Below are 25589 nucleotides of genomic sequence, written 5' to 3'. Positions count from 1 at the left end.
CTAGATTGACCATCTCATCTGCGGTTCAAGCAGTTCCATCGCGCCGCCTTGATTCGCCGGGTGGGGACCGCCACTCTATGCCGCCACAGGGGTAGCCAATGCATTCGGCATCCCTACCAATTCCTTGATCACGAGTATACATGAGCGCCTCTTCTGCCAGTCCCGCCAAGCATTCCCGCCTGCTGATCCTCGGCTCCGGCCCGGCCGGCTGGACCGCCGCGGTTTACGCCGCACGAGCCAACCTCAAGCCGGTGGTGATCACCGGCCTGCAGCAAGGCGGTCAGCTAATGACCACCACCGAGGTGGATAACTGGCCAGGCGACCCCCACGGCCTGATGGGGCCGGACCTGATGAGCCGCATGCAGGCGCATGCCGAGCGCTTCGAGACCGAGGTCATCTTCGATCACATCCACACTGCCGACCTGTCGCAGCGCCCATTGCGCCTGTTCGGCGATGGTGCCGAGTACACCTGCGATGCGCTGATCATCGCGACCGGCGCTACTGCCAAGTACCTGGGCCTCCCTAGCGAAGAAGCCTTCAAGGGTCGCGGTGTCTCCGCCTGCGCCACCTGCGACGGGTTCTTCTACAAAGACCAGGACGTGGTGGTGGTCGGCGGCGGCAACACCGCGGTCGAAGAAGCGCTGTATCTGTCCAACATCGCCCGCAAGGTCTACCTGGTGCACCGCCGCGACACCCTGCGCGCCGAAAAGATCATGCAAGACAAGCTGTTCGCCAAGGTCGCATCCGGCAAGATCGAACCTGTCTGGCATCACGGCATCGACGATGTGCTGGGCAACGATGCCGGTGTCACTGGCGTGCGGGTCAAGTCGACCCTGGACGGCAGCACCCGCGAGATCCCTGCGCACGGCTTCTTCGTCGCCATCGGCCATCACCCCAACACGCAGTTGTTCGAGGGCCAGCTGGCGATGAACAACGGCTACCTGGAAATCCGTTCCGGCCTGAACGGGGCGGCGACCGAAACCTCGATCAACGGCGTCTTCGCCGCAGGCGATGTCGCCGATCAGCACTACCGGCAGGCGATCACCTCGGCCGGCTTCGGCTGCATGGCTGCGCTGGATGCCGAGCGTTACCTCGACAAGAGCGCCTGAGGTGGTCGCTGACCGCTGGCAGCGCCGCGCGGGCAGCATCGCCAGCGGGTCGCGCGCATGAGCGTCACTACGCGCTGGTGTCGCCGACTTGACCAGATTCCGGCTGACGCCTGGGATGGGTTGCACGACGGCACGCATCCCTTTGTTTCCTACGCATTTCTGCAAGGTCTCGAACGTGAGGGTTGCTTGCGCCCGGACTGGGGCTGGGACCCGCTGCACCTGACCCTGTGGGACGGCGACACGCTGGTGGCCGCTGCGCCGGGGTATCTGAAGAACAATTCGCACGGCGAGTTCGTATTCGACCACGCCTGGGCGCACGCCTATGCGCGTTACGGGCAGAAGTACTTCCCGAAGTGGCTATGCGGTGTGCCCTACTCGCCGGTGACCGGCCCACGTCTACTGGGTGCGCCACAGTGGCGCCCTCAATTGCTTGCGGCAATGCGTGAGCTGGTGGAGCGCAGCGGGCTGTCTTCGGCTCACGTGAACTTCCACCCTGCCGACGAAGACGCCGCCTTCGATGACGACTGGTTGGAGCGCAACGATCTGCAATACCACTGGCATAACACCAGCGGCTGGAGCGATTTCGATACATTCCTGGCAGCGATGGACCACAAGCGACGCAAGAACATCCGTCAGGAGCGCGCAAAGGTGCAACGCGCTGGCGTGCAGCTACGCGTGGTGCATGGCGACGAAGCCAGCGATGCGGACCTGGACGCGATGTACGGCTTCTACCTCAAGACGTTCAACGAATACGGCAACTCGCCCGCGCTGACCTCCGAATTTCTGCATCATCTCGCACAGCATCTACCGCGTCAGCTGGTGATGTTCCTGGCCGAACTCAATGGGCAACCGATCGCTGGCGCGCTCTGCCTGCGTGGACATGGCACGTTGTACGGGCGCTACTGGGGCGGCGAAGCCCTGCCAGGTCTGCATTTCGAGACCTGTTACTACCAAGGCATCGACTATTGCCTGCGCGAGGGCTTGACCCGCTTTGAGCCGGGCGCACAAGGGGAACACAAGATCGCGCGCGGCTTTCTGCCCACTCTTGTGCGCAGCCGCCATTGGATTGCCGACCCCGGCTTCCGCGAGCCGCTGGCGCTGTGGTGCGCAGACGAGCGCAAGGCGGTGACCCAACACGCACGCGACCTGTCCGAGCACAGCCCGTTTCGCGATTGACGCAGCGTGGCCGACGCAAGCGGCGTGCACTGGCTGATCACAGATCGAGCGAGCCGCAGACTTGGCAACGAAGCGGTTCACAAAGCTCAGCTGGCAACCGCTTGGTGGGTGCAAACAGCGCGTAGAAGCCGCAGTGCAAGCGGGCAAATGAAATCCAGGTACCGATCGCGTCCAGCGTCCGGCGGCACAGTGATCCTTTTCATCTGCTCTAGAAGCGACCTGCACGACACGCTCTACACTTCACGCATGTCGCACCACTCTCCCTACCTGCTCGCTGCCGATCCTAACGCGCCCTTCCCGCCGGTCGAGCACGCGTTACGCGAGCCGGACGGCCTGCTCGCCATCGGCGGCGATCTCTCGCCGCAGCGACTGCTCAATGCCTATGCGCACGGCGTCTTCCCATGGTTTTCCGATGACCAACCGATCCTGTGGTGGAGCCCGGACCCACGTATGGTGTTTCGCACCGACGACGTACGCCTGTCTTCGCGCTTCAAGCGCCAACTGCGCAGCAGCAGCTGGACGTTGCGTGCCGACACCGACTTCGCACAGGTGATCGCTGCCTGCGCGTCGATTCCACGTGCCGGTCAGGACGGCACCTGGATCAGCACGCCGATGCGACAGGCATATATCGAGCTGCACCGTCTGGGCCATGCGCATTCGCTCGAAGTGTTCGATGGCACGCGTCTGGTCGGCGGTATCTACGGTGTGGCGATCGGCCAGATGTTTTTCGGCGAAAGCATGTTCAGTGCCGAAAGCGGCGGCTCCAAGGTGGCCCTGGCGGCGCTGGCAACATATCTGCATGCATGCAAATGGCCACTGCTCGACGCGCAAGTTGAAAACCCGCATCTGCTGCGCCTGGGTGCGCAACGCTGGCCGCGCGCGCAGTTTCTGCAGCAAGTTCAGCTGCAAGTCGCCCAACCGGCGCCCCCCGGGAATTGGGCCAAACGCTACGGCGAGCGGCCTGCAAGTGCGCTCGGTGAAGTCCGCTTAACATAAATTTGCGCCGCGGGGAGATGCCGCGTAAAATACCGCTCCTTAACGGCCCTGCCGGCCCAGCCCTCCCAGCCCTGATTGCACAGGATTACATGTCGAAAGACGACTCCATTGAATTCGAAGGCAGCGTCAGCGAGACGCTCCCCAACACCACGTTCCGGGTCAAACTGGAAAACGGGCACGAGATCATCGCCCACATCTCCGGCCGTATGCGCAAGAACTACATCCGCATCCTCACCGGCGACCGGGTCAAAGTTGAGATGACTCCCTACGACCTGACCAAGGGCCGTATTACCTACCGCATGAAGTAAGCGGTTCGTTGCTGAGAAGCAAGGCGGCCACGGCCGCTTTTTATCGTTTCTGCGATTTGCGTCGGTGATAGCGAGTGACCGTATCCCTTCCTTACCGTTTCTACTCATCGACATCAAGGCTGCCAGCAGATACGCAGGTCTCGGTACTGTCGAAAAGTACCGATGTGAATTGGTCACGTAGGCAGCTTTCGCGAAAGCCAGACCACCTCTCACGCCATCAAAAAACCGCTCTTGCGAGCGGTTTTTTCGTTTCAGGAACTCGGGGCGATCAGTCGACGGTTGCAGGTAGCAGACGTTCCGGTTCTGGATGCGCCTCCACCACCAGCTCGCCATCCTTGACGTCGATATTGACCCGACCGCCCTCCACCAACTTGCCGAACAGTAGCTCGTCGGCCAGCGGACGCTTGATCTTCTCCTGGATCACACGCGACATCGGGCGGGCACCCATCAGCGGATCGAAACCATGCTGGGCCAGCCAATCGCGCGCAGTCGGAGTGGCCGACAGAGAGACGTGCTTTTCCTGCAACAGCATTTCCAGTTCGATGATGAACTTGTCCACCACCCGCAGGATGTGGTCGAAGGCCAGCGGCTGGAACTGCACGATCGCATCCAGGCGATTGCGGAACTCCGGGGTAAAGCCGCGACGGATCGACTCCATCGCATCGGTGGAATGATCCTGCTTGGTGAAGCCGATTGAACGCCGCGAGGCCTGGGTGGCACCGGCATTGGTCGTCATCACAAGGATCACGTTCTTGAAGTTCGCTTCGCGGCCGTTGGTGTCGGTGAGGATGCCGCGGTCCATGACCTGCAACAGGATGTTGAAGATATCCGGATGCGCCTTCTCCACCTCGTCCAGCAGCAACACGCAGTGCGGCGTCTTGACGATCTTCTCGGTCAACAAGCCCCCCTGATCGAAGCCGACATAGCCCGGAGGCGCACCGATCAAGCGGCTGATCGAATGCGCTTCCATGTACTCGGACATGTCGAACCGCACCAGTTCAATACCCAACTGCAGTGCGAGCTGCTTGGTGACTTCGGTCTTGCCCACCCCGGTCGGGCCTGCAAACAGGAAGTTGCCGATCGGCTTTTCCGGATTGGCCAGACCCGAACGCGCCAGCTTGATCGACCCGGCCAGCGTCTCGATCGCCGGGTTCTGCCCGAAGATAACCATCTTCAGATTGCGCTCCAGATGCTGCAGCACGTCCTTATCGGTCGCGCTGACCTGCTTGGCCGGAATCCGCGCCATCTTGGCGACAATGGTTTCGATTTCCTCGATGTCGATCAGCTCCTTGCGCTTGTCTTCCGGCAACAGACGCTGACGCGCACCGGCTTCGTCGATCACGTCGATCGCCTTGTCCGGCAGCAACCGATCGCCGATGTGCTTGACCGACAGATCCACCGCCGCTTGCAGCGCGTCGTCGGCGTAAGTCACGCCGTGGTGCGCTTCGTACTTGGGCTTGAGGCCCTGCAGAATCTCGAACGTCTCACCGACAGTTGGCTCGACGATGTCGATCTTCTGGAAGCGGCGTGCGAGCGCACGGTCCTTCTCGAAGATGCCGCGGTATTCCTGGAACGTCGTCGAGCCAATGCAGCGCAGTTCGCCCGACGACAGTGCCGGCTTGATCAGGTTGGAGGCGTCCATGGTCCCACCTGAAGCGGAACCGGCACCGATGATGGTGTGGATCTCATCGATGAACAGCACCGCGTTGGGCACCCTCTTCAGCGCACTCAGCACGCCCTTCAGGCGCTTTTCGAAATCGCCGCGGTACTTGGTGCCAGCGACCAGCGCGCCCAGGTCCAGCGAAAAGATCACTGAATCGGCCAGCACTTCCGGAACGGCGTTGTCGACGATGCGCTTGGCCAGACCTTCGGCGATGGCGGTCTTGCCCACGCCAGCCTCGCCCACGTACAACGGGTTGTTCTTGCGACGACGGCACAGGACCTGGATGGTGCGTTCGATCTCATCGGCGCGACCGACCAGCGGATCGATCCTGCCGTTACGGGCCTGCTCGTTCAGGTTGGTGGCGAACTCGGCCAGCGCATCGCCCTTAGTCTCGCTCTCCCCAGCTTCGCTCTTGGACTCGCCGTCCGGCGCAGACGACTGCTCACTGTCGTCGCCCAGCTTGGCGATGCCGTGTGACAGGTAGTTGACGATATCCAGACGGGTGATGTCCTGCTGATTCAGGAAGTACACCGCATGCGAGTCCTTTTCGCCGAAGATCGCAACCAGCACATTGGCGCCGGTAACTTCCTTCTTGCCCGAAGACTGCACGTGATAGACAGCACGCTGCAACACGCGCTGGAAGCCCAGCGTGGGCTGCGTGTCGCGACCATCGTCTTCAGCCAGACGCGAGACCGACGCCTCGATTGCCTGTTCCAGATCGTTGTGCAGACGTACCTGATCTGCGCCGCAAGCTTTGAGCACCGCCTGTGCGGAGGGGTTGTCCAGCAGCGAGAGCAGCAGGTGCTCAACGGTCATGAACTCATGACGCGCCTCGCGTGCTCGCTTGTAGCACTGGCCGATTGTTTGCTCTAGGTCTTTGCTGAACATTGATAACTCCGAACGGCTGTTGCCGACAATATGCGGCTTTTGTTGGAATTTTCCACACCCCTATCGGATAGGAATGTTCAGACGACGTTAGCACGTGATCGCAGCTACACTGTTGCGCTGCTAGAATGATCAGGTAGGTGCCTCTAGGCCTGTTCCATCGTGCAGAGCAGCGGATGCTGGTTCATGCGCGAAAACTCGTTGACCTGCGCCACTTTGGACTCTGCGACTTCGCGGCTGTACACCCCGCAAACGCCACGCCCACGTGTATGGACATGCAGCATGACCTGGGTCGCCTGTTCCAGGCTCAGATTGAAAAACTGTTCCAGAACAGTTACCACGAAGTCCATCGGGGTGTAGTCATCGTTCAGCAAGAGCACCTGATAACGCGGCGGCGGCGCCACTTCAGGCTTGCTGGCTTCGACCGTCAGGCCGTGGTCGTGGTCGTGTGAGGTATTACGGGGCATCTGGGCATTATACGGTTCATCGTTGCGCGCATTGGACGATTTGCGTTGCGCCCCGCACAATTTGTCTTCAACTTCCTGGCTCGCCTTTGATGACCGATTTCATGACCGCGCTGCTGCTGGCGCCGTTGTCCACCGCCTTCGTGCCTGTATTCGTATCGACGATTGGTGTGCGCGGCCACGCTTACCGCGGTGACGCCGAAGCAACCACTGGCGCAGCGATCTGGCTTTCGAGTGTGCTGGGCCGATGCCGATGAGCAGATCCGCACAACGCTGGCACCCCGATGTGACGGTCGCCACCGTGGTAGTGCGCAACGGGCGCTTTCTGCAGGTCGAAGAAGCCATCGGCAGCCGACTGCTACTGAATCAACCGGCCGGGCATTTGGAGCCTGACGAAAGTCTGCTGGACGCGGCAGTACGCGAAACACTGGAAGAAACCGGCTGGGACGTGCGTCTGACCCAGTTCATCGGCACTTACCAGTGGGTGGCGCCGAGCGGGCAGTGTTTTGTGCGCTTTGCGTTTGTCGCCGATGCCCTCACCTACCATCCCGAACGCAGCCTGGACACCGGCGTGGTGCGTGCGTTGTGGATGACGCCGGAAGAACTACGCACCTCGACCGAGCGTTTGCGTAGCCCGCTGGTGTGGGAGGTAGTGGCCGATTATCTGGCTGGCCAGCGCTATCCGCTGTCGTTGGTGCGCCACGTCGAATGAGTACGCCGCGCATCGTGGTTGGTGTATCTGGCGGCGTGGATTCGTCGGTGGCGGCGTGGCGGCTGGCGCAGCAAGGCGCGTCGATCGCCGGGCTGTTCATGCAGAACTGGGCCGACGACGGCAGCGGCGATTGCCGCGCCGAAGACGATCGCCGCGATGCGGTGGCGGTCTGTGGCGTATTGGGCATCCCGTTTCACTTCCGCGATTTCTCCTGTGAGTACTGGAGCGGCGTGTTCGAGCACTTCCTGGCCGAGTACGCAGCAGGCCGCACGCCCAATCCGGATGTGCTGTGCAATCGCGAAGTGAAGTTCAAACATTTCCTGGATGCAGCTCAGGCACTGGGCGCTGAGCGCATCGCTACCGGTCACTACGCGCGGGTCGCGCACAGCGGCGGTCGTTGGCGGTTGCTGCGCGGTGCAGACCACGGCAAGGACCAGAGTTATTTCCTGCACCAGTTGGGGCAGATCCAGCTGGCTGCGACGCTGTTTCCGATCGGCGATCTGGAAAAAAGCGTGCTGCGGCGTATCGCTCAGGACGCTGGCTTGCCGACCCATGCCAAGAAGGATTCCACTGGCATCTGCTTCATCGGCGAGCGTGATTTCCGCGAGTTTCTGGGCCGCTACCTGCCCGCGCGTACCGGCGAAATCCACGACCCGCAGGGGCAGCGCATTGCCGAGCACCCAGGGGTGTTCTATTTCACGCTGGGTCAGCGCGAAGGCCTGAACATCGGTGGCGTGCGCGGGCGTGCTGCCGCGCCGTGGTACGTGGTCGGCAAGGATGTGGCGAGCAACGTGTTGTATGTGGATCAGGACCGCGACAGCCCGCTGCTGCAATCGTACTGGCTGCAGTCCGAGCAGGCCCATTGGGTCACCGGGGCGCCGCCGGCACGCAGCTTCAGCTGCACCGCACAGACGCGTTACAGGCAGCCGGACGAGCCATGCAGAGTGGATGTGCAGGACGATGGCAGTGTGCAGGTGCGTTTCGCACGGCCGCAGCGGGCGGTGACGCCGGGGCAGTCGCTGGTGCTGTACGACGGCGAAGAGTGCCTGGGCGGCGCCGTCATTGCCGCCACCGATGCACCGTTGGAATGTCGGTTGGCGGGATCTTCTTTTTCCTCGGAGGTAGTAGCTTGATGAGTTCTTCCATGGATCACCGTGTGCTGGCGCTGGCCGGCGTCGCCCAGGCCCTGCAACAGGTGCGGCGGATTGCCGAGACCGGGCATTCGGAGGCCGCGACGGTGCGCACCGCCATGGACAGCGTGTTCCGGGTGGACGCCTCTTCGCCGGAGGCCGTGTACGGCTCTGCGGTGGCGCTGGCGCCTGGCCTGCGGCTGCTGCATAACTATTTTCGCAATCAGGGCCAGGACGAGGTGCTGCCGCGGCTGGCGCTGGCAGTACTGCAGCTGGAGCGCCGCTTCGTGCGCGATACTTCCACCGTCGCCATCGTGTCCAACGGCATCGAGGCGGCGGCACGCCAGGCGCAGATCCTTGGCGACAGCAGTCACCCCGACGTGCTGAGTGCGCTGGGCGGGCTGTACGCGCAGACCATCAGCCATTTGCGGCCCAAGGTCATGGTGCAAGGCAACCCGCATTATCTGGGCCAGGCTGGTGTGGTGGCGGAAATCCGCGCGCTCTTGCTGGCGGCGGTGCGCTCGGCGGTGTTGTGGCGGCAGATGGGAGGAAGCCTGTGGGATTTTCTGTTCGCCAAGCGGGGGATGATCGAAGCGGTGGATCGCGCACTGCGCTGATCGGCGCAACCAACCTGATGTCAGAAGCACGCTAGCGGTTGCTGGCGCGCGTCAATGGCGGTGAATGGGCAAGACGATGTGGCGATCTTCGCTAAAGACAAAGGGGGTATGGCCGATACAGCAACCGTGACTCTGCCGAGAACGCCCATGTATTCACGTCCACTCATCCGTCTAGCCGCTCCCTTGGCTCTGACCTTGCTGTTTCCCTTCGCTGTCGGATTCGACTGGCCTGCCTCGGTGCGCTGGGCAATCCTGGCGACCATGACCCTTAGTTGGTTGGGTTTCGCTGCCTGGGTGACTTATTCCCAGTTCCGACGCAATCCGGACCAGACCCGCATCCTGCGCGAGCAGGACCAACTGCTTAACGAATTGCGTACGTTCGTCAGCAACGAAGTCGACGGTTCGCGTTCGGAAGTCGAGCGTGCCCGCGAACTGATCCGCCAGGCCGTGTCAGGTCTTGGCGGCAGCTTCGAAGCGATGAATCGCAAGTCGCGTCAGCAAAGCCAGGCACTGGCCCGCATCGTCGACCGTGCCGGTGACGATGGCAGCGCCGGCGTCGATGTCGCCCGCTTCGCCCAGCACGCCAGCTCACGCATGGAGCAGTTGGTGGAGGCGCTGGAACAGGTGAGCGGCCAAAGCACCAACACTGTGCATCACATCGACGAGATGGCGCAGCATCTGGATGGCATCTTTGCGCTGCTGGAAGACGTCAAATCGATCGCTGACCAGACCAACCTGCTGGCCTTGAACGCCGCCATCGAAGCAGCACGTGCCGGTGAAGCCGGTCGCGGCTTCGCAGTGGTCGCCGACGAGGTGCGCAATCTGTCCGAGCGTTCCACCACCTTCAACGAACAGATCCGCAAGCTGGCTCACAGCTCCAAGGAATCGATCGCCAAGGTGCGTGAAACGGTCTCGCAGCTGGCCTCACGTCACATGGACCGCTCCCGCGAAGCGCGCCATGAATCTGCCGCGATGCTGGAGAACGTCGCTCAAATCAACGCCTCATTGGGCGATGGCATGCGCGAAATCTCCGAGTGCGCTCGCTCGATCGACGGTAGCGTGGCCGAAGCCGTCCGCGCTCTGCAGTTCGAAGACATTGCGACGCAGACTTTGAGCGGTATCCACACTCACCTCGATCGCCTCACCGCGATCAACCGTGAAGCGGTGGACCTACAGGAACTGCTGCATCGCAATGGCGGCGTATACGACAGCGATCTGGTCGCCGCCTTGCAGAAGGTGTCCAATCGTCTGCGCGACATGCGTGTGGAGTGGGAACGCCCACCGCATAAGCCGGTGGCCCAGCAAGGCATGGGTGCCGGCACGGTCGAGCTGTTCTAAGACCGATGTCACGCAGGCTCTGACTTCCGACATTCCCCGGCCTTCCGGGGATTTGTCGTTCCGCAACGACTTGAGTGTTGCGCTCATGACGCTTCTCGCCCCGACCCTCGATGTACCCACCGCTGTGCGGGAATCCGCCGTCGTGGCTGCCGCACAGGCCGAGCGGATCGCGCAGAGCGCTGCCGCCCGACCCGCGACTCGCCGCATGCGCATGCCGACCGCGCTGGAACGGCTGAAGAAAGCCGCACGTGCGCAAGTCCATGCATTGATTAACCCGCGACGCGGCTGCAGCGAAGAGGAACTGTTGTTCGCCACGGTGGCCTGGGACCTCGGCCTGGATGGTGCCGCAGTCGGCGCTTCGGGACGCTGAGGCTGCACAACGACGGCGAGACGTACCTCGGCAGGCGCCTCTCCAGCGTTGTGAGGGTTGCCTGATATTGTGACTTTCGCTGGCCAGCGTCGGCAAGCTGACGTGCGATGCGTCATGCAGAACGCTCAGATTCGATCCTGTCCCTGCCCGCTTGGCCACCACGCTGTCAGATCGCTGCTGCCCTGTTGGTGCCGATCTAACCCAATGCCGCGGGAACGCTACGCGGCCAGACGCTGCGCCGTGCGTACCGACATGCGCCTTGATGCAGGTTTCGCACGATCCGCTGCTCGACGCTGTCAGTGTGTCGGCGCGACCGAGCCCGCGCAGCGATTCGGATGCAGGCGAGGCATTGGCCTGCCAGACAGCACGCACTCCACCCCGCATCTGCCACACGCTGGCGCATGCCTGCGCGCCGGGCAAAAGATCGGTGACCACGACGTTTATCGCGGTAGCGCGGCGTCGCTTCTGCAGGCCGTCGAGACGTTGGAAGCGACCTTGCAGTGGCCAGAGGCGATAAGCTTAAGATCGGCTAACAAAACGTAGCAAGCAGTCTTCAAGGTGGGTGCGGACGACGCGGAGGAACCGGAGTGTACGCGTGGTACATGCCGATTCCGAGCAACGGCATGCGTTCGTGCTTGATTTTGCGCCAGGCGCTGCGCAGCCGAGGGCCGACCCAGCAGACGCAGGATGTCGCGAATGCCGTGCAGATGCAGTTGGGTGATGCCGAGCTGCTGCAGGAAATCGGACGGCACCCACATCGCGTCTTTGAGCGTGTCCCAACTCCAACTGCCCATACTTGCGATGCGCTGGGCTTCTTCGAGCTGGGCCTGCTGCTCGCGCAATTGCTGCTCGAGCGATTTGCGGTGATGCACATCGGTATGTGTGCCGACCATGCGCAGCGGGCGGTCGTCGGCAGTGCGTGCTACCACGCGACCGCGATCGAGGATCCAGCGCCACTGACCATCGTGCTGACGCAGCCGGAATTCGGCCACATTAGGTATCCGTGCGCCCGTCCAGATGCGCCTGCACCGCCGCGCTGACCTGCGCGTGATCGTCGGGATGGATCAACCCGGACAACGCGGCGAGATTATTGGGTAGAGGCTGCTCGCAGCTCGCAATACCCAAGCATGCGGGTCCAGCGCTCCGAGCGATACATCACGTCGGCCGAAATATCCCAGTCCCACAATCCTTGGTCGGCACTGTCCAGACCCATTTCCCAGCGACTGGTGCCATCGGCGCCCATAGGCTCGGAAATGCTAAAAGGTGAAGGCCATGACCTTGCCATGCTCGTCGCAGACCGCGCGCAGCCATCCAGCCCGCCGCCTGTCCTTGGCAACACGCACGCGGCCATGCCGCCGCTATTGGCCACCTGGGCGCGACTGCTTTCCAGGACTTCGGCATACGCACCAAGGGTTGCCGGTAATCCAAGCGATTGCGCAACGCTGTTGGCCGCCAGACGCTGGCTATGCGCGTCCAGCGACACCATCGCTGAGGTAAGAGCGGGTGCTGCAGCATGCTTGCAATGAAGCCTGAGTCCACTCTGGAGCACTCCCCAAGAATCGACCCCGGCGTTCGGAGTCGCAACGTATGACGGCCGTTTTGCGGATTAGTTGAGGCGCCTGTTTCGAGCTCGGCCGAAGCCGGCCGAGTTACGGCTAAGATGGCTGCATCGCCAGCACACAAGGTCGTCCGCGGACCCATGCATCATCCTGTCGCAGCGCCCGCGTTTTCGTCCGCTCAGGTTTCCCGCCTGCGCCTCGCCGAGCGCCTTCGGCAAGGCCTGTGGACGTTGACCGGCCTGTATCTGCTGATCGGCATGGTCTGGCTGTTACTCGGCAACCGGCTGCTGAACCCGTCCGGTGCCGCCATGCCCGAACGCTGGTCGGATGCGAGCTTCCTGGTGGTTTCGAGCATCGTCATCCATCTGGTGCTGCGGCGCTTTGCGACCTCGATCGTGGACGAACACGCACAGCTGGCGCAGTCCGAGGCCCTGTTGCAGGCCAAGTTTCTGGCGCTGCCCAGCCCGGCCTTGATCTATGACCTAGCCACGCTGCGCATCCTCGATGCCAATCCGGCGGCGCTGGAATTTTTCGGTTGGGAGCGCGATGCGTTTCTGCAGCAGACCCTGCACGCGATCTGGCCCAATGCCGATGGCACCCGGCTGGAGGAAATCATCGCGCACATCCGTGCCAAGAGCGACGACACCTGCGCCCTGCATGAAGATCTGCTCACCCGCAGCGGGCCGCGCCATGTCGAAATCCGCAGCAATCAGCTGCATCTTGCCAGCGGCCCTGCTCGCCTGGTGGTCACGGTGGACCGCAGCGAAGAACGCCAAGCGCAGCATTTGCGCGATGAAGCACTTGAGCGTCTGGAAGAGGCGCAAGGCATCGCACGGCTGGGGTCGTGGCAATTGGATCGCGCCACCGGTCTGGGCCGCTATTCGCCGGCGGTATATCGGTTGCTGGGGCGTAGTGTGCCAATGCATCGTCGCGAACATCGCCTGGAAGAACTGCTGACCGCCTCCGACACTGCTACCCAGGCGCGCATCGAACGCATGATCGAGGACATGTGCAACGGCGAGGTGCAGATCGATGTGCTGTTGCCACTGACCGGTGGCGATTCGCAGCCGCGTACCGTGCACCTGCGTGCCGAAAGCGTGACCACGCCCAGCGGCTCGCGCCATGTCCACGGCACCTTGCAGGACGTGAGCGAGCGCGAGCAATCGCGGTGCCTGCTGCGCGAACGCGAAGAACAATTTCGTGAGCTGGTGCGGGTACTGCCCGATGGTGTGTTGATCCTGATCGACGAACACGTGATGTATGCCAATGCGGCGGGCTCGGCGCAGTTCGGCTTTCAGGGCGAGACCATCCTGGGCGAACCGTTGCAGATACTGGTCGACGACAACGACCTGCCGGTGGTACGCGAGTATCTGCGTGCTGGCAGCGAACGCACTGAGCCGGTGTCCAGCGCACGGGCGATGCGCCGTCGCGACGGCAGCACCTTCTATGCCGGTCTGTCGGCCGGCGATATCCGCTATGGCGGGCGCAGCTGCAAGTTGCTGGTGGTACGCGACCTGAGCGAGCCCGAGCGCATGCGCGATGCGTTGGCCGAGAGCAATGCCGAATTGCAGGCGATGGCCAAGCGGCTGTTCTCGTTGCAGGAAGACGAGCGCCGCGCCATCTCGCGCGATCTGCACGACGACATCGGCCAGGCGATCACCGCGATGAAGTTATCCGCGCATGCCGCATTGGATGAGCTGGACCCGGACGCGCGTCGCGAGGACCTGCTGGAAGTGGTGTCGCTGGCCGATAGCACGGTGACCAAACTGCGTAACTTGTCGATGCTGTTGCGTCCGCCGCAGCTCGATGCGTTGGGCCTGGAAGCGGCGCTGCGCTGGCAGGCGTCGATGCTGTTCCGCGCCTCGCAGGTGCGGCTGGAATTGGATATTCAAGCGCTCGATGTACGGCCAGGCAACGAGATCGAGCAAGCCTGCTTCCGTATTGCACAGGAAAGCCTGACCAATGCATTGCGGCACGCCTGCGCGGGTGAAGTGCGCATGCGTCTGCAATCGATCGACAGCAAGAGTTTCCACCTGGAAGTGAGCGATGACGGCGATGGCTTCGAACCGGAAGGCCCGCGCGGGCTTGGACTGATCGTGATGCGTGAGCGTGCGCAAACCGTCGGCGGGACGCTCGCGATAGAATCGGCCCCCGGAGCAGGCACGCGCGTGACGTTGTGCCTGCCCTATCACGCGGTCGGCGAGTCCGTCCATGACGATGGTGGACGTTGAGTCATGTGGAGCCCTGTCATCCTGCCTGGACTGGAAATCGTCAAGCCGACACGCCTCGGTGCAGGTCATCCCGAATTACTGCACCTTGTAGACGCGGCCGCTTCCGGTGGCCCGCCGCTGATGATCTTTCATGTCGATATCGATCACTTCGCCTCGATCAACGAGAACATGAGTGGCGAGGTCGGCGATCAGGCACTCACCTTGGCGGCGCGCCGGTTGCAGGAATTTCTCGGCACGCGCGGCAAGCTGTGGCGCCATGGCAGCGATGAAATGGTGGTAGTGGCGGTGCGTCGCGAGGACACGCCGCTACCGGAAGATTTTGCAGAACAGATCCGCCAGCAGTTGGAACTGCCGCTGTCGGTGCTGCCTTACACCTTGTTCATGACCGGCAAGGTCGGCATCAGTCTGTGTCCGGAACACTCGACCTCGCTGTCCATCCTTCTCGATTACGCCGAAGAAGCCAGTTACCAGGCCGCGCGCGAAGGCGGCAATACGGTGCGGCTATACACGCGTAACTCGGCTACCAACACGCATAGCGAAAGCATCATTGCGCGGCAGATCGTCGATGCTATCCCACATGGCGAACTGCGTCTGCGTTATCAGCCATTGGTGAGCGCGCGCGACGGCCGCATCGTCGGCATGGAAGCGTTGCTGCGTTGGCAGTCGCCTACCCTGGGCATGTTGGTGCCGGAACGCTTCATGCGCACCGCCGAGCGCCTTGGCGTGATCGTGCAGATCGGCGAATGGGTACTGCAGAACGCGGTCCGCCAGGCGCGGCTGTGGCGTGACCAGGGCTTCGACGATTTCAGCATTGCGATGAATGTCTCAACGCTGCAATTGCTGCGCCCCGGCTTCTTCAACGAAGTGATGGAAATATTGCAAACCGCTGGCGTGCCGGCGCAATTCGTCACGCTGGAGATCAACGAAAGCGCGCTGACCAACAATGTCAACTTCGTCCACGAGACGATGGCCAACCTGCGCAACGAAGGCATCAGCCTGAGCCTGGACAACTTCGGCACCGGCGATTCCAGCCTCAGCGCGCTGGTGCGTTATCCGGTCGATCGGTTGAAGATCGATCGCAGCTTCATCAAGAGCGCGCCGGCGGGCAGTCGCGAAGCGGCTATTGCCCGCGCGATCATCGCGATGGGTCACCAGCTTGGCATGACCGTGATCGCCAACGGGGTGGAATCGCAGGCGCAGTTGGGCTTTTTGCGCCGCAACGATTGCGACATTTTCCAGGGTTATCTGTTCGGCGAACCGATGTCGGCCGAGTCGGCCGGCATGGCGCTGCGGCGCCGCTATCTGCGCCCGGAATCGTTCGCCGAAAGCCGCCCCGATCGCACCTTGCTGCTGCTGGACGACGAAGAAAACGTACTGCGCTCGCTCGTGCGGCTGTTCCGTCGCGACGGCTACCGCATTCTGGCGGCAGGCAACGTGCGCGATGCCTTCGACCTGCTCGCCACCAACGACGTGCAGGTGATTCTGTCCGACCAGCGCATGTCCGACATGAGCGGCACCGAGTTCCTCGGCCGGGTCAAGATGCTCTACCCCGACACCGTACGTCTGGTGCTCTCCGGCTACACGGACCTTGCCACCGTGACCGAAGCGATCAACCGCGGCGCGATCTACCGATTCCTCACAAAACCCTGGAACGACGACGAACTGCGCGAACACATTCGCCAGGCCTTCCGCACGCATGATGAGCTGCGCAACGGCAGGGAGTAGAGATTCGGGATTGGGAATTGTTTAAGAGCGGCTAACAAAACGTAGCCAGCAGTCGTCAGTTGGGTGCGGACGACGCGGAGGAACCGGAGTGTACGCGTGGTACATGCCGATTCCGAGCACCGGCCGCGCCCGCCTGGCGGTGAGCGCAGTCGTTTTGTTAGCCGCTCTAAAAGCAGAGCGCCGCACCGTCGTGTCAGCTAGCGCATCAAAGATAATCACCCGCCAAGCCCGCTCTTCCGAATACCTGATCTTGAATAACCAATCCCGGCGATTCAGCGCGGCTGCCGCACCGGCAACACAATCCTGAAGCTGGCACCCTGCCCCGGTGTGCTTTCGACGTCGATTCGGCCGTGATGTTTGTTGATGATGCCGTAGGAAATCGACAGTCCTAAGCCGGTGCCGCTGCCGACAGGCTTGGTGGTGAAGAACGGGTCGAAAATGCGTTGCAGCAGGTCCGGGGCGATGCCGGCGCCGGTGTCCTGGAACTGGATCCAAACGTTTTCGGCGTCATCGCGACCAGTAGTCACGGTGATCGTGCCGCGCTCGACCATCGCCTGGCCGGCGTTGAGCAGCATGTTCATGTAGACCTGGTTGAGCTCGGAGGGAAGGCATTCCACCAATGGCAGCTCGGCGTAATTGCGCTCCAGCGTCACCTTGTACTTGAGCTCGTTCCAGATGATATTGATCGTGGATTCGAGACCGGCGTGCAGGTCCGCCATCTTCCACGACTCGGAACGGTCCGAATACGAGAAATCCTTGAGGTCGCGAACGATACGGGTCACCCGCTCGATGCCTTCGCGCGATTCGGCCATGAGCTGCGGCAGATCGCGGCTGATGAAATCAATGTCGGCGCGGTTACGGATCTCGTCGATCTCTGGAATCAATGCCTTCGGATCGGGCGCCTGCAGCGCGCGCTCGTAGGCTTCGATCAGCGTGAACAGGCTGCGCAGATATTCCTGCAAGCTGCCAAGATTGGAGTGCACGTAGCCGATCGGATTATTGATTTCATGCGCCACTCCGGCAGCCAACTGGCCGATGGAAGCCATTTTTTCCGACTGCAGCAGTTTGTCTTGCGCACCGTTCAAACGTAGATAAGCCTGGCGCAATTCGGCGTGGCGTTGTTGCAGCTCGCGCTCGTAATCCTGCTGGCCTTCGATGTTGTGGAACAGCGCGAGAAAATGCCCGACGCCCCGCTCTTCATTGTAGTACAAATGCGCGATGACCACGCGATCGGCGACCGGCAGGCTGCCGGTCCAGCTGCCCTTGATGCGCGCTTGATTGAGTGCGTCCGAAGGCAAGACCTGCGAAATCCGCTCACCGAGATTGCAATCGTCAGCAGGGTCTTCATTGCACAGGCTCTGGCGTGCGACGGCATTGGCCAGGATCAGCTTTCCGTCTGCGCGGAACAGCAGAACGCCTTCAAGCATCTGGTCGCCGAAGGCGCGCAGCATGTCCGAGGACGGCAATAAGGTTTGATTGAGAAAAAACTTGGCGGTCACGGGACAAGGCGGCGTAGATGAAACCTCAATATACGCCGAACCGTTGACGCACCGTATTGCCGTTTGGTACTAACGGCCACGGCAATTTGCGTACCCAGCAACTTTGCTGGCTCATGCCTGCATGCCATGTTGGCTGCGCAGGCATCGAGCACCAAGAGGCTCGCTCAGGCTACTGCCAACGAACGTCCGCCGCGCAACATGCTCGATTGGCCCCTGGCGTCGTAGGACGGGGCACTTTCGGTGCGGCCCAGGTGACGCAGTGCCCAATTCACTTCGCGACGCCGGCGCGCCAGCAGCGCGCCGTTGGCGCGATTGGCTTCGGCCAGTTCGCGCAGACGCTCTTCTTGGCCTTCGGGCATTGCCGCTTCGAGCGCACGCAGCACCGACAGCTTGTCCTGCGTGTGCTGCATCAAGCCATCGATGTCGTTCTCAAGCAATGCCTGGCGTTCGCCGGCCAGCGCATCGCTGAGACGTTGCAGCAACTCGTTCACGTTCATCCTTTGTCGGGGTTCAACCCGCCAGTTGTTGATTCAGATCCATCATACGGCTGGCGATGGCATCCGGGTTGATGGAATAGCTGCCGTTCTGCAACGCACTCTTCACTGCCTGGACGCGACCGGTGTCGATCGCCGAGGACTGCGAAAGCTCGCGCTGCAGGTTCTGCAAGTTAGTCGCCTCACCGGTCAGCTTGATGCTGTCGGTCGACGGTAATGCGGCGATCGGGGACGCCCGGTCTTCGCCGGCCGAAGCGATCCTGCTGCTCGGGGCCGCGGTGCGAACGGTTGCAGCCGTCGGTAGATTGGCTTCAATTTTCTGGCTCATGTCGGGAACTCCTCTACAGGTCGTAAGGAGTAACGGCAGGACAAAAAAAAACTTTATGACGATTTTCTATCTGGACACCACAACGGTCCCGCTCGCTTCCACAATCCCCTGCACTACCCGGCGAGAGGATGAATTCTCAACCGAAACGCGCTCGTTCTCGCCGGCATCGGACAGCGCGCGACCGCTCATGCGCACCTCCAGACTGCCGTTACGCGACACCAGTGGTACCGTGTCGCCGCGCCGCACCAGCCGCGCGGTCACCAGATCGTTGGACGACAGCAGCGACCCGGCCGGCAAGACGCGCCTGGCGGTCTTACCCACAGCGGCTATCGGATCGGCGAGCACCGCGCCGACGATGCGCGCGGCATCGCGCTTCTCGATGCTGATATCGGCCAGTGAAATGATTTCTCCAGCGCTGATACCGCGGCGCAATACCAGCACATCCTGGTTGCGACGCACCTTCAGCGGTACGAACAAGCGCCAGCCGGCCGGCTGCGGGCATGCCACTTCCACCGTATTGGTGGCGGTGGGCTGCGCCTGCAGCGCGATCGGACAGGCTGGCATGCGCAGACCCGGATCGAGCGTGGCTTCGGCCTCGGCGTCCGGGCTAACGGTGGCCAGCGCCGCAGCACGGATGGAATCGACAGACTGGTACCCCTCGGCCCAGGCCGGAGCGGCCACCAAAAAAATGACAAGCAGGAGCAGGCGCATGGGACCAGATTCGGAAGAAGACCGAGAAGACCTTGCAAGAGGTGTGCCTGTTTTTGCCTGGATTGCGAACTTCAGAATTCGGGGATCGGCAAAGCGGCTTTGCTGATGATTCATCCATCCGCGGCAATGGGCCAATCATTCGCGGCAATGGGCCAATGACACCCCTCTTATTGCGTTCTCCAGATGCAAAAAGCAGCTGGGATCTCTAGCGAATCCCAGATCCCTACTCCTCAATCCCGACAGCGCCCAAGCCAGCCGCAAAACCCCTCAAGTTTTCTAATGGCGCTGTCGATATCTGCCACATGACTCACGATCTGCTCAACCGCATCGACCAGCGTACGCGCCTGGCTGGCCACAATCGACTGGCCCTGCTGCTATTCCGGCTGGGTGGGCGCCAACTTTTTGGCGTTAACGTCTTCAAGGTGCAGGAAGTGCTGCGCCGCCCGGAATTGTTTCAGGTGCCAGGCCTGCCGACCGAGTTCGCCGGAGTGGCCGACGTGCGCGGGCGCTCGGTGCCAGTGCTGGACCTGGGCCTGGCGATCGGCCACCCGGAGCGCGATTCGCTCTCCGGAACCGGCCCCGGCTATCTGGTCGTGGCCGAGTTCAATCGCTCGGTCCAGGGCTTTTTGGTCAGCGGGGTGGAGCGCATCGTCAATATTGCGGTGGAAGATATCCATCCGCCGCCGGAACTGGGTGCAGAAGCCACTTATTTGACGGCGGTGACGCGGTTCCAGGGCGAGTTGATACAGGTAATCGACGTGGAAAGTGTGCTCGCCGATATCGCCAAGGTCAGCAAGGACGTGCAACTGGATCCGTCGCTGCAGCTGGTCGCTTACGACCGGCAGTTTCAGGTGCTGGTGGTGGACGATTCGCGGGTGGCGCGCCAGCAAATTCGTAGCGTGCTCGACCAGCTCGGCGTTTCGGCGACCCTGCTGTCGGATGGACGCCAGGCACTGGACCATCTCTTGCAGGTGGCTGCATCTGGCGAAAACCCGGCCGATCGCTATGCCATGGTGATCTCCGATATCGAAATGCCGGCGATGGACGGCTACACGCTGACGACGGAAATCCGGCGAACGCCTGGGTTGCAGGGCTTGTACGTGCTGCTGCACACCTCGTTATCTGGCGTGTTCAACAATGCCATGGTCGAGCAGGTCGGCGCCAATGCGTTCGTGGCCAAGTACAGTGCCCACGAATTAGCCGATTACGTACTCGCCCGCCTTAAAGTGGTCGCCGAAGCGGCCTGATCTGACTGCTCGGCCGTTCTGACCCGGCGGGCAGTAGCCGGCAGCATGCAGGGCCCGTACTTCAGCGCATGCGTTTAGAGCGGCTAACAAAACCCAGGAAGAAGCCGTAAGCAGATGATGGAGCATGCAAGCGAGAGCAACGCCAAGTGGAGATCGATGCGGCGTTCAAAGCGGATGCGCAGTTTGCCCATGCCTGCGAACCAGGCATGCGTGCGCTCGACGACCCAGCGATGACGGCCCAACCGGTCGTTGCGCTCGATTCCCTTGCGTGCGATCCGCGCAATGATGCCGCGCTGCTTGAGGAAGGCGCGACAGCGGTCGATGTCGTAAGCCTTGTCGGCGTGCAATTTGTCTGGCCAACGTCGCGGGCGCCCTGGTTTGCCACCAATTGGCGGCAAGGCGTCGATCAACTCCTCGAACACGACCGAGTCGTGCCGATTGGCGCCGGTGACGCACACTGCCAAGGGCACGCCGTTGCGGTCCACGATCAGATGCCGTTTGCTGCCGAGTTTGCCGCGATCGGTCGGGTTTGGCCCGGTGTAGGCGCCCCCCGGGGGGAGGCCACACTGGCGGCGTCCAGACTGGCTCGGCTCAGATCCAGCCTCTGGGCGCGACGCAGCTCGGTCAGCAACACCTGATGCAGACGATGCCACACACCGGCGGCTTGCCAATCACGCAACCGGCGCCAGCAGGTCATGCCGCTGCCATAGCCCAGTTCCACAGGCAGGTCTTCCCATGGCATGCCCGTGCGCAAGACATAGACGATGCCGTTGAGGGCTTGCTGATCACTGATACGCGGCCGTCCACCTTTGGGCGAACGCTTCACTTGGGGAATCAGCGGCTCGATGCGCTTCCACAGCGCAATGGGGATCTCTTTGCGACGTGTCATGTCCGCAATTTTGCCACCGGCGAGACAAGATTCAAGGGGTTTTGTTAGACGCTCTTAATACACGCGCGTTTAATAAAAGAATCGGGGTGGGTTATGAGTACACATATCCCACCCTAGCCAGATAATGCCGGATTACCCGGCAAGCTGCCTACCTTCACGCTAGCGGCAGCCGCCTATGGCGATTCTCTGACGGCCCAGCTACCACTTATTATCATCGGCTCAAAGCGTCCTACCCGCTCAGTGGGACCACAACACCCCGGATCTGGCACAAACATTGCTTTCTCCCTTGCAACACTTCGCGGGAGAGCACCGTGTCCAATCCCATCTCGTCCTTCCTTGGCATCCACGGCGATGCATTGCCGCTGCGCGAGCAGCGCATGAAGTTTATTGCCAGCAATCTGAGCAATGTGGACACCCCTGGTTACAAGGCCAAGGACCTGAATTTCGAAGCGGCGCTTAAGTCGGCCGAAGGCGTGCGTGACGGCACACTGCTGCAGACTACCGACGCTAAGCATTACGAAATCGGCGGCAGTGCCGGGCTCAACCCTTTCCAGATCAGCCGCGAATCCGACCAGCCCAGTCTGGACGGCAATACCGTCGATCCGGACGCCGAACGCGCTGCCTACGGCCGCGCAGCGCTGGAATACCGCGCGTCGCTGAGCTTCCTCGAATCCAAGGTGCGTTCAATGCTCACCGCGATCACGGGCCAATAAATCATGAGCAACCTTCCCATCTTCGATGTGGCTGGCTCGGCGCTGCATGCGCAGTCGGTGCGCCTGAGCACGATCGCCTCCAATCTGGCCAATGCGGATTCTGTCGCGGGTTCGGCAGAGGCGACATATAAGCCGATCGAGCCGATCTTCCAGGCTCAGCAGAACCGTCAAGACCCCAGCCTGACCTCGGTGAACGTCAAGGAGATCACCACCACCAACGCGCCACCGATCCGTCGCTACGAGCCCGGCCATCCGCTGGCCGATGCCGATGGCTACGTGTTCTCGCCCGACGTGGACCCGGTGGCGCAGATGGTCAACATGATTTCCGCCTCGCGCAATTACCAGGCAGGCGTGGAAATGCTCAATACCGCCAAGGAACTGGCGCTCGCGACCCTGACCATGGGTCGCTGACCTGTTTTAGCTGATTAGCTGACCCTTAAACTTTACGGACCATTCCAGATGAGCACAATCGGCAGTGACCTTTACACCAGCCTTGGGCTGACCACCAGCAGCACCGTTGCAAAGAAAGAAGATGCGCTCGGCCAGGCCGACTTTCTCAAGTTGATGACCGAGCAGCTGCAGCACCAGGACCCGCTCAAACCGATGGAAAACAGCGCATTTCTAGGGCAGTTGGCGCAGTTCTCCACCGTCCAGGGCATTGGCGACCTCAATACCAAGTTCGGCAGTTTCTCCGCATCGCAGAACAGCGATCAGGTGCTGAAGGGCGCTTCGCTGGTCGGGCACAACGTGTTGGTGCCGTCGGCGCAGGTCGCCATCGATGCCGCTGGCTCGGCCAATGGCGTGGTCGCCGCGACCTCGGCCGGCACAGTCAACTTCGAAATCACCGACGCCAATGGCACATTCGTCAAACAGCTCAGCGTGCCCGCCAGCGCCGCCGGTGAAGTGGCGTTTGCCTGGGATGGCACCGATGCCAATGGCAACCGCATGGTGGCCGGCAAATACGGCGTCACCGCCACCCAAACCGACACCGCCGGTGCCAAGAGCAAGTTGTCCACCTACGTCGATGCACCGGTGGACAGCGTCACGATCGGCTCGGACGGCCTGTATCTCAATCTGACCGGGCTCGGCACCTCCCCGCTCGCCAACGTGCTCCGCGTCAGCTGAGCCGACAACCGACAATTAAAGGAACTCATCCATGGCTTTCAATACCTCGTTGTCCGGCATCAACGCAGCCAATGCCGATCTGAACGTAACCTCCAACAACATCGCCAACGTCAACACCACCGGCTTCAAGGAATCGCGCGCCGAGTTTGCCGACATGTTCCAGAGCACCAGCTACGGACTGTCGCGCAATGCGGTGGGTTCGGGCGTGCGCGTCAGCAACGTGGCGCAGCAGTTCTCGCAGGGCAATATCGACCCGACCGGACGCAGCTTGGATCTAGCGGTTTCCGGCGAAGGCTTCTTCACCGTAACGTCCAACGGCGCCAAAATGTACACCCGCGCCGGCAACTTCCAGACCGACGCCAACGGCTATGTGATCAACCCGGAGGGCGCCCGCCTGCAGGTGTTCGCGCCCAACACGAGCGGTAACGGTTTCGACGTCGGCCGCCTGTCGGACCTGCAGTTGCTGACCACCGACAGCCCGCCCAAGTCGACCTCCACGGTCAACCTGGCCTTTACCTTGCCCGGTAATGCCACCGCTCCGACAGTGAGCCCATTCGACCCGGCCGACGACAAGAGCTACAGCCATTCCACCGGCGGCATCAACGTCTACGATTCGCTGGGGGTCAGCCACGTGCAGACCTCCTACTTCGTCAAAACCGCCAACCCGAACGAGTGGCAGGTGCACAACTACGTTGACGGTACTGCGGTCGGTGCGCCGACCACGCTGCAGTTCTCCGATACCGGTTCGCTGACCACCCCGGCCAACGGCATCATCGCGATGGACCCGTTCACCCCCAGCACCGGTGCCGGCGTGCTGAACATGCAGCTCAATGTCAGCGGCTCGACCCAGTACGGCGAAGCCTTCGCACTGCGCGACACCCGCCAGGACGGCTACGCCAGCGGCAAGCTCAACGAGATCAGCATCGACACCAGCGGCGTGGTGTTCGCGCGCTACTCCAACGGCGCCGACAAGCCGCTGGGCCAGGTCGCACTGAGCAGCTTCGTCAACCCGCAGGGTCTGCAGTCGCAGGGCAACAATATGTGGGCCGAAAGCTACACTTCCGGCGCCGCCCGCACCGGCGCACCGGACACCTCGGACCTGGGCCAGATCGAATCCGGCTCGCTGGAAGCGTCCACGGTAGATCTGACCGAGCAGTTGGTGAACATGATCGTGGCCCAGCGCAACTTCCAGGCCAACTCGCAGATGATCTCGACCCAGGACCAGGTCACCCAGACGATCATCAATATTCGTTAAGAACCGGGATTGGTGATTCGGAATTAGGGATTGGCAAGAGCCGGTACTCCGTCAATCGGATAACGGCCCTGCCGCTGCTCTCTCCGCTCACGGCAATCACGCTTTTAAGACTCCCCAATCCCGACTTCCCAATTCTGGTGCCTAATGGACAAAGCTCTCTACGTCGCGATGACCGGCGCCCGCGCCTCCCTGCAGGCGCAGGGTACCGTGTCGCACAATCTCGCCAACGTCGATACGGTGGGGTTCAAGGCTGCGCTGGCCAACACCGAAGCGTTCAAGATCCAGGGCAAGGGGTATCCGTCGCGGATCGATGCGCTGCATGTGGACCAGGGTTTCGATCGCAGCCAAGGCCATCAGAAGGTGACCGGCAACCCGCTGGACGTGTCGCTGCAGCAGGACCGTTGGTTATCTGTACAGTCGCCCGATGGCAGCGAGGCCTACACCCGCAACGGCGAGCTGGCGCTGACCGCCAATGGCCAGCTGGTCACCGCCAATGGCCACGCGGTGCTGGATGAAGGCGGCAACCCGATGACGATCCCGCCGCACCAGGCGATGGAGATCGGCAGCGACGGTAGTATCTCGATCATCCCGCAGGGCGAAGGCCCGCAGACCATGGCCATCGTCGGCAAGATGAAGGTGGTGGATGCCCCCGCCGACCGTTTGACGCGGCGCCCGGACGGGTTGATGCGCAATAGCAGCACCGACCCGGCGCAGGCGTTTCAGATCGCCACCGGCAAGACCATCAACAGCGGCATGCTGGAGGGCAGCAACGTGGATGCCGCTGGCGCTCTGGTGGAGATGATCCAGCTGCAGCGGCAATTCGAAATGCAGGTCAAGATCATCAAGAACGGCGACGACAACGCGCAGTCGGCCAATTCGCTGTTGCGTGTCAGTGGCTAACAACGACCAAGCTGGCTCCTGCGCGGTTAGCGGTTCCGGCATAGCAAATAGGGGATAGCGCTGCAGACGATGCCGCGCGCCTGTCGCGTATTTGCAATTCGGTTTTTGGATTTCCCCGCCGATTGCATCGTTGCGATGCCGCCGC

The 25589-nt window shown here is 62.0% G+C and carries 25 protein-coding genes, 2 other RNA genes and 1 pseudogene; 18 read left to right on the top strand and 10 right to left on the bottom strand.

Annotated elements, in window-relative coordinates; all coding sequences use genetic code 11:
* Window positions 1-140: 140 nt before the first annotated feature.
* From trxB to infA, 4 genes are all read left to right on the top strand, one after another.
* Window positions 141-1109 carry a thioredoxin-disulfide reductase gene (trxB, locus tag J5I97_RS08785; protein ID WP_208591287.1) on the top strand — a complete coding sequence of 323 codons (969 nt, stop codon included), beginning with the start codon at window positions 141-143 and terminating at the stop codon, window positions 1107-1109.
* Window positions 1110-1166: 57 nt separating this feature from the next.
* On the top strand, window positions 1167-2285 hold the full coding sequence (locus J5I97_RS08780; RefSeq protein WP_208591285.1) for a GNAT family N-acetyltransferase: 1119 nt from the start codon (window positions 1167-1169) through the stop codon (window positions 2283-2285).
* Between the two features lie 246 nt (window positions 2286-2531).
* Window positions 2532-3281, top strand: a complete 750-nt coding sequence (gene aat, locus J5I97_RS08775) for a leucyl/phenylalanyl-tRNA--protein transferase (protein ID WP_208591283.1) — start codon at window positions 2532-2534, stop codon at window positions 3279-3281.
* 89 nt (window positions 3282-3370) lie between these two features.
* On the top strand, window positions 3371-3589 hold the full coding sequence (infA, locus tag J5I97_RS08770) for a translation initiation factor IF-1 (protein ID WP_002813418.1): 219 nt from the start codon (window positions 3371-3373) through the stop codon (window positions 3587-3589).
* A gap of 268 nt (window positions 3590-3857) precedes the next feature.
* On the opposite strand, the gene clpA is transcribed toward infA, so the two are convergent.
* Window positions 3858-6140, bottom strand: a complete 2283-nt coding sequence (gene clpA / locus J5I97_RS08765; protein ID WP_208591281.1) for an ATP-dependent Clp protease ATP-binding subunit ClpA — start codon at window positions 6138-6140, stop codon at window positions 3858-3860.
* 143 nt (window positions 6141-6283) lie between these two features.
* Entirely contained in the window at window positions 6284-6604 is a 321-nt protein-coding gene (gene clpS / locus J5I97_RS08760) for an ATP-dependent Clp protease adapter ClpS (RefSeq protein WP_208591280.1), read from the bottom strand.
* A gap of 89 nt (window positions 6605-6693) precedes the next feature.
* Between clpS and J5I97_RS08755 the strand changes: the two genes are divergently transcribed.
* The 6 genes from J5I97_RS08755 (at window position 6694) to J5I97_RS08730 (ending at window position 10768) form a co-directional block, all read left to right on the top strand.
* On the top strand, window positions 6694-6858 hold the full coding sequence (locus J5I97_RS08755; RefSeq protein ID WP_208591278.1) for a hypothetical protein: 165 nt from the start codon (window positions 6694-6696) through the stop codon (window positions 6856-6858).
* Window positions 6855-7313: an NUDIX hydrolase gene (locus tag J5I97_RS08750; protein WP_208591277.1), complete on the top strand. Its 459-nt coding sequence runs from the start codon at window positions 6855-6857 to the stop codon at window positions 7311-7313. Before J5I97_RS08755 ends, J5I97_RS08750 begins: the two co-directional genes overlap by 4 nt.
* Window positions 7310-8446: a tRNA 2-thiouridine(34) synthase MnmA gene (gene mnmA, locus J5I97_RS08745; RefSeq protein ID WP_208591275.1), complete on the top strand. Its 1137-nt coding sequence runs from the start codon at window positions 7310-7312 to the stop codon at window positions 8444-8446. Before J5I97_RS08750 ends, mnmA begins: the two co-directional genes overlap by 4 nt.
* The gene (hflD, locus tag J5I97_RS08740) at window positions 8446-9060 is read left to right on the top strand and encodes a high frequency lysogenization protein HflD (RefSeq protein WP_208591273.1); all 615 of its coding nucleotides are present in this window, start codon (window positions 8446-8448) and stop codon (window positions 9058-9060) included. The genes mnmA and hflD overlap by 1 nt, the downstream gene beginning before the upstream one ends.
* A 60-nt stretch (window positions 9061-9120) precedes the next feature.
* Window positions 9121-10398 (top strand): methyl-accepting chemotaxis protein, encoded by a 1278-nt coding sequence (locus tag J5I97_RS08735; RefSeq protein WP_208591631.1) that lies wholly within the window; start codon window positions 9121-9123, stop codon window positions 10396-10398.
* A gap of 85 nt (window positions 10399-10483) precedes the next feature.
* Complete coding sequence (locus tag J5I97_RS08730; protein ID WP_208591271.1) at window positions 10484-10768, top strand: hypothetical protein; 285 nt, start codon at window positions 10484-10486, stop codon at window positions 10766-10768.
* 527 nt (window positions 10769-11295) lie between these two features.
* Here the strand turns inward: J5I97_RS08730 and J5I97_RS08725 are convergent.
* Window positions 11296-11372, bottom strand: a non-coding RNA gene (locus J5I97_RS08725) — sX9 sRNA.
* Between the two features lie 12 nt (window positions 11373-11384).
* Window positions 11385-12307 (bottom strand): annotated as a pseudogene (locus J5I97_RS08720) (PAS domain-containing protein); the annotation flags it as partial.
* A gap of 121 nt (window positions 12308-12428) precedes the next feature.
* Between J5I97_RS08720 and J5I97_RS08715 the strand changes: the two are divergent.
* Both J5I97_RS08715 and J5I97_RS08710 read left to right on the top strand, forming a co-directional pair.
* The gene (locus J5I97_RS08715; RefSeq protein ID WP_208591269.1) at window positions 12429-14558 is read left to right on the top strand and encodes a PAS domain S-box protein; all 2130 of its coding nucleotides are present in this window, start codon (window positions 12429-12431) and stop codon (window positions 14556-14558) included.
* 3 nt (window positions 14559-14561) lie between these two features.
* Window positions 14562-16283, top strand: a complete 1722-nt coding sequence (locus J5I97_RS08710; protein WP_208591267.1) for an EAL domain-containing protein — start codon at window positions 14562-14564, stop codon at window positions 16281-16283.
* A 29-nt stretch (window positions 16284-16312) separates the two neighbouring features.
* Here the strand turns inward: J5I97_RS08710 and J5I97_RS08705 are convergent.
* The 5 genes from J5I97_RS08705 to flgA all read right to left on the bottom strand — a co-directional run bounded on the left by J5I97_RS08705 (window position 16313) and on the right by flgA (window position 19315).
* A non-coding RNA gene (locus J5I97_RS08705) (sX9 sRNA) lies at window positions 16313-16388 on the bottom strand.
* A gap of 167 nt (window positions 16389-16555) precedes the next feature.
* Complete coding sequence (locus J5I97_RS08700; protein WP_208591265.1) at window positions 16556-17782, bottom strand: ATP-binding protein; 1227 nt, start codon at window positions 17780-17782, stop codon at window positions 16556-16558.
* Window positions 17783-17946: 164 nt separating this feature from the next.
* Entirely contained in the window at window positions 17947-18279 is a 333-nt protein-coding gene (locus J5I97_RS08695; RefSeq protein WP_208591264.1) for a flagellar protein FlgN, read from the bottom strand.
* Window positions 18280-18292: 13 nt separating this feature from the next.
* Window positions 18293-18604, bottom strand: a complete 312-nt coding sequence (flgM, locus tag J5I97_RS08690; protein WP_208591262.1) for a flagellar biosynthesis anti-sigma factor FlgM — start codon at window positions 18602-18604, stop codon at window positions 18293-18295.
* A 66-nt stretch (window positions 18605-18670) separates the two neighbouring features.
* Window positions 18671-19315 (bottom strand): flagellar basal body P-ring formation chaperone FlgA, encoded by a 645-nt coding sequence (gene flgA / locus J5I97_RS08685; RefSeq protein ID WP_208591630.1) that lies wholly within the window; start codon window positions 19313-19315, stop codon window positions 18671-18673.
* A 302-nt stretch (window positions 19316-19617) separates the two neighbouring features.
* On the opposite strand from flgA, the gene J5I97_RS08680 reads away from it, so the two are divergent.
* Complete coding sequence (locus J5I97_RS08680; protein WP_208591254.1) at window positions 19618-20562, top strand: chemotaxis protein CheV; 945 nt, start codon at window positions 19618-19620, stop codon at window positions 20560-20562.
* 83 nt (window positions 20563-20645) lie between these two features.
* Here J5I97_RS08680 and J5I97_RS08675 read toward each other — a convergent pair.
* A protein-coding gene (locus tag J5I97_RS08675) for an IS5 family transposase (protein WP_208586475.1) occupies window positions 20646-21451 on the bottom strand; the annotation gives its coding sequence in 2 pieces (ribosomal slippage) (window positions 20646-21121 and window positions 21121-21451; 807 coding nt in all).
* Between the two features lie 311 nt (window positions 21452-21762).
* Between J5I97_RS08675 and flgB the strand changes: the two genes are divergently transcribed.
* The 5 genes from flgB (at window position 21763) to flgF (ending at window position 25444) form a co-directional block, all read left to right on the top strand.
* Window positions 21763-22164 carry a flagellar basal body rod protein FlgB gene (gene flgB / locus J5I97_RS08670; protein ID WP_208591252.1) on the top strand — a complete coding sequence of 134 codons (402 nt, stop codon included), beginning with the start codon at window positions 21763-21765 and terminating at the stop codon, window positions 22162-22164.
* A gap of 3 nt (window positions 22165-22167) precedes the next feature.
* A complete protein-coding gene (gene flgC / locus J5I97_RS08665; RefSeq protein WP_023903962.1) occupies window positions 22168-22575 on the top strand; it encodes a flagellar basal body rod protein FlgC in 408 nt (135 codons plus the stop codon).
* 48 nt (window positions 22576-22623) lie between these two features.
* Complete coding sequence (locus J5I97_RS08660; protein ID WP_208591251.1) at window positions 22624-23289, top strand: flagellar hook capping FlgD N-terminal domain-containing protein; 666 nt, start codon at window positions 22624-22626, stop codon at window positions 23287-23289.
* 31 nt (window positions 23290-23320) lie between these two features.
* Complete coding sequence (gene flgE, locus J5I97_RS08655; protein ID WP_208591247.1) at window positions 23321-24544, top strand: flagellar hook protein FlgE; 1224 nt, start codon at window positions 23321-23323, stop codon at window positions 24542-24544.
* Between the two features lie 144 nt (window positions 24545-24688).
* Complete coding sequence (flgF, locus tag J5I97_RS08650; protein ID WP_208591245.1) at window positions 24689-25444, top strand: flagellar basal-body rod protein FlgF; 756 nt, start codon at window positions 24689-24691, stop codon at window positions 25442-25444.
* Window positions 25445-25589: the final 145 nt, after the last annotated feature.

Source organism: Xanthomonas fragariae, assembly GCF_017603965.1.
In the GTDB taxonomy this organism is placed as follows: Bacteria; Pseudomonadota; Gammaproteobacteria; order Xanthomonadales; family Xanthomonadaceae; genus Xanthomonas; species Xanthomonas fragariae_A.
Note: the sequence above shows the minus strand (reverse complement) of the source record. Positions and strands in the feature narration are given on the sequence as shown.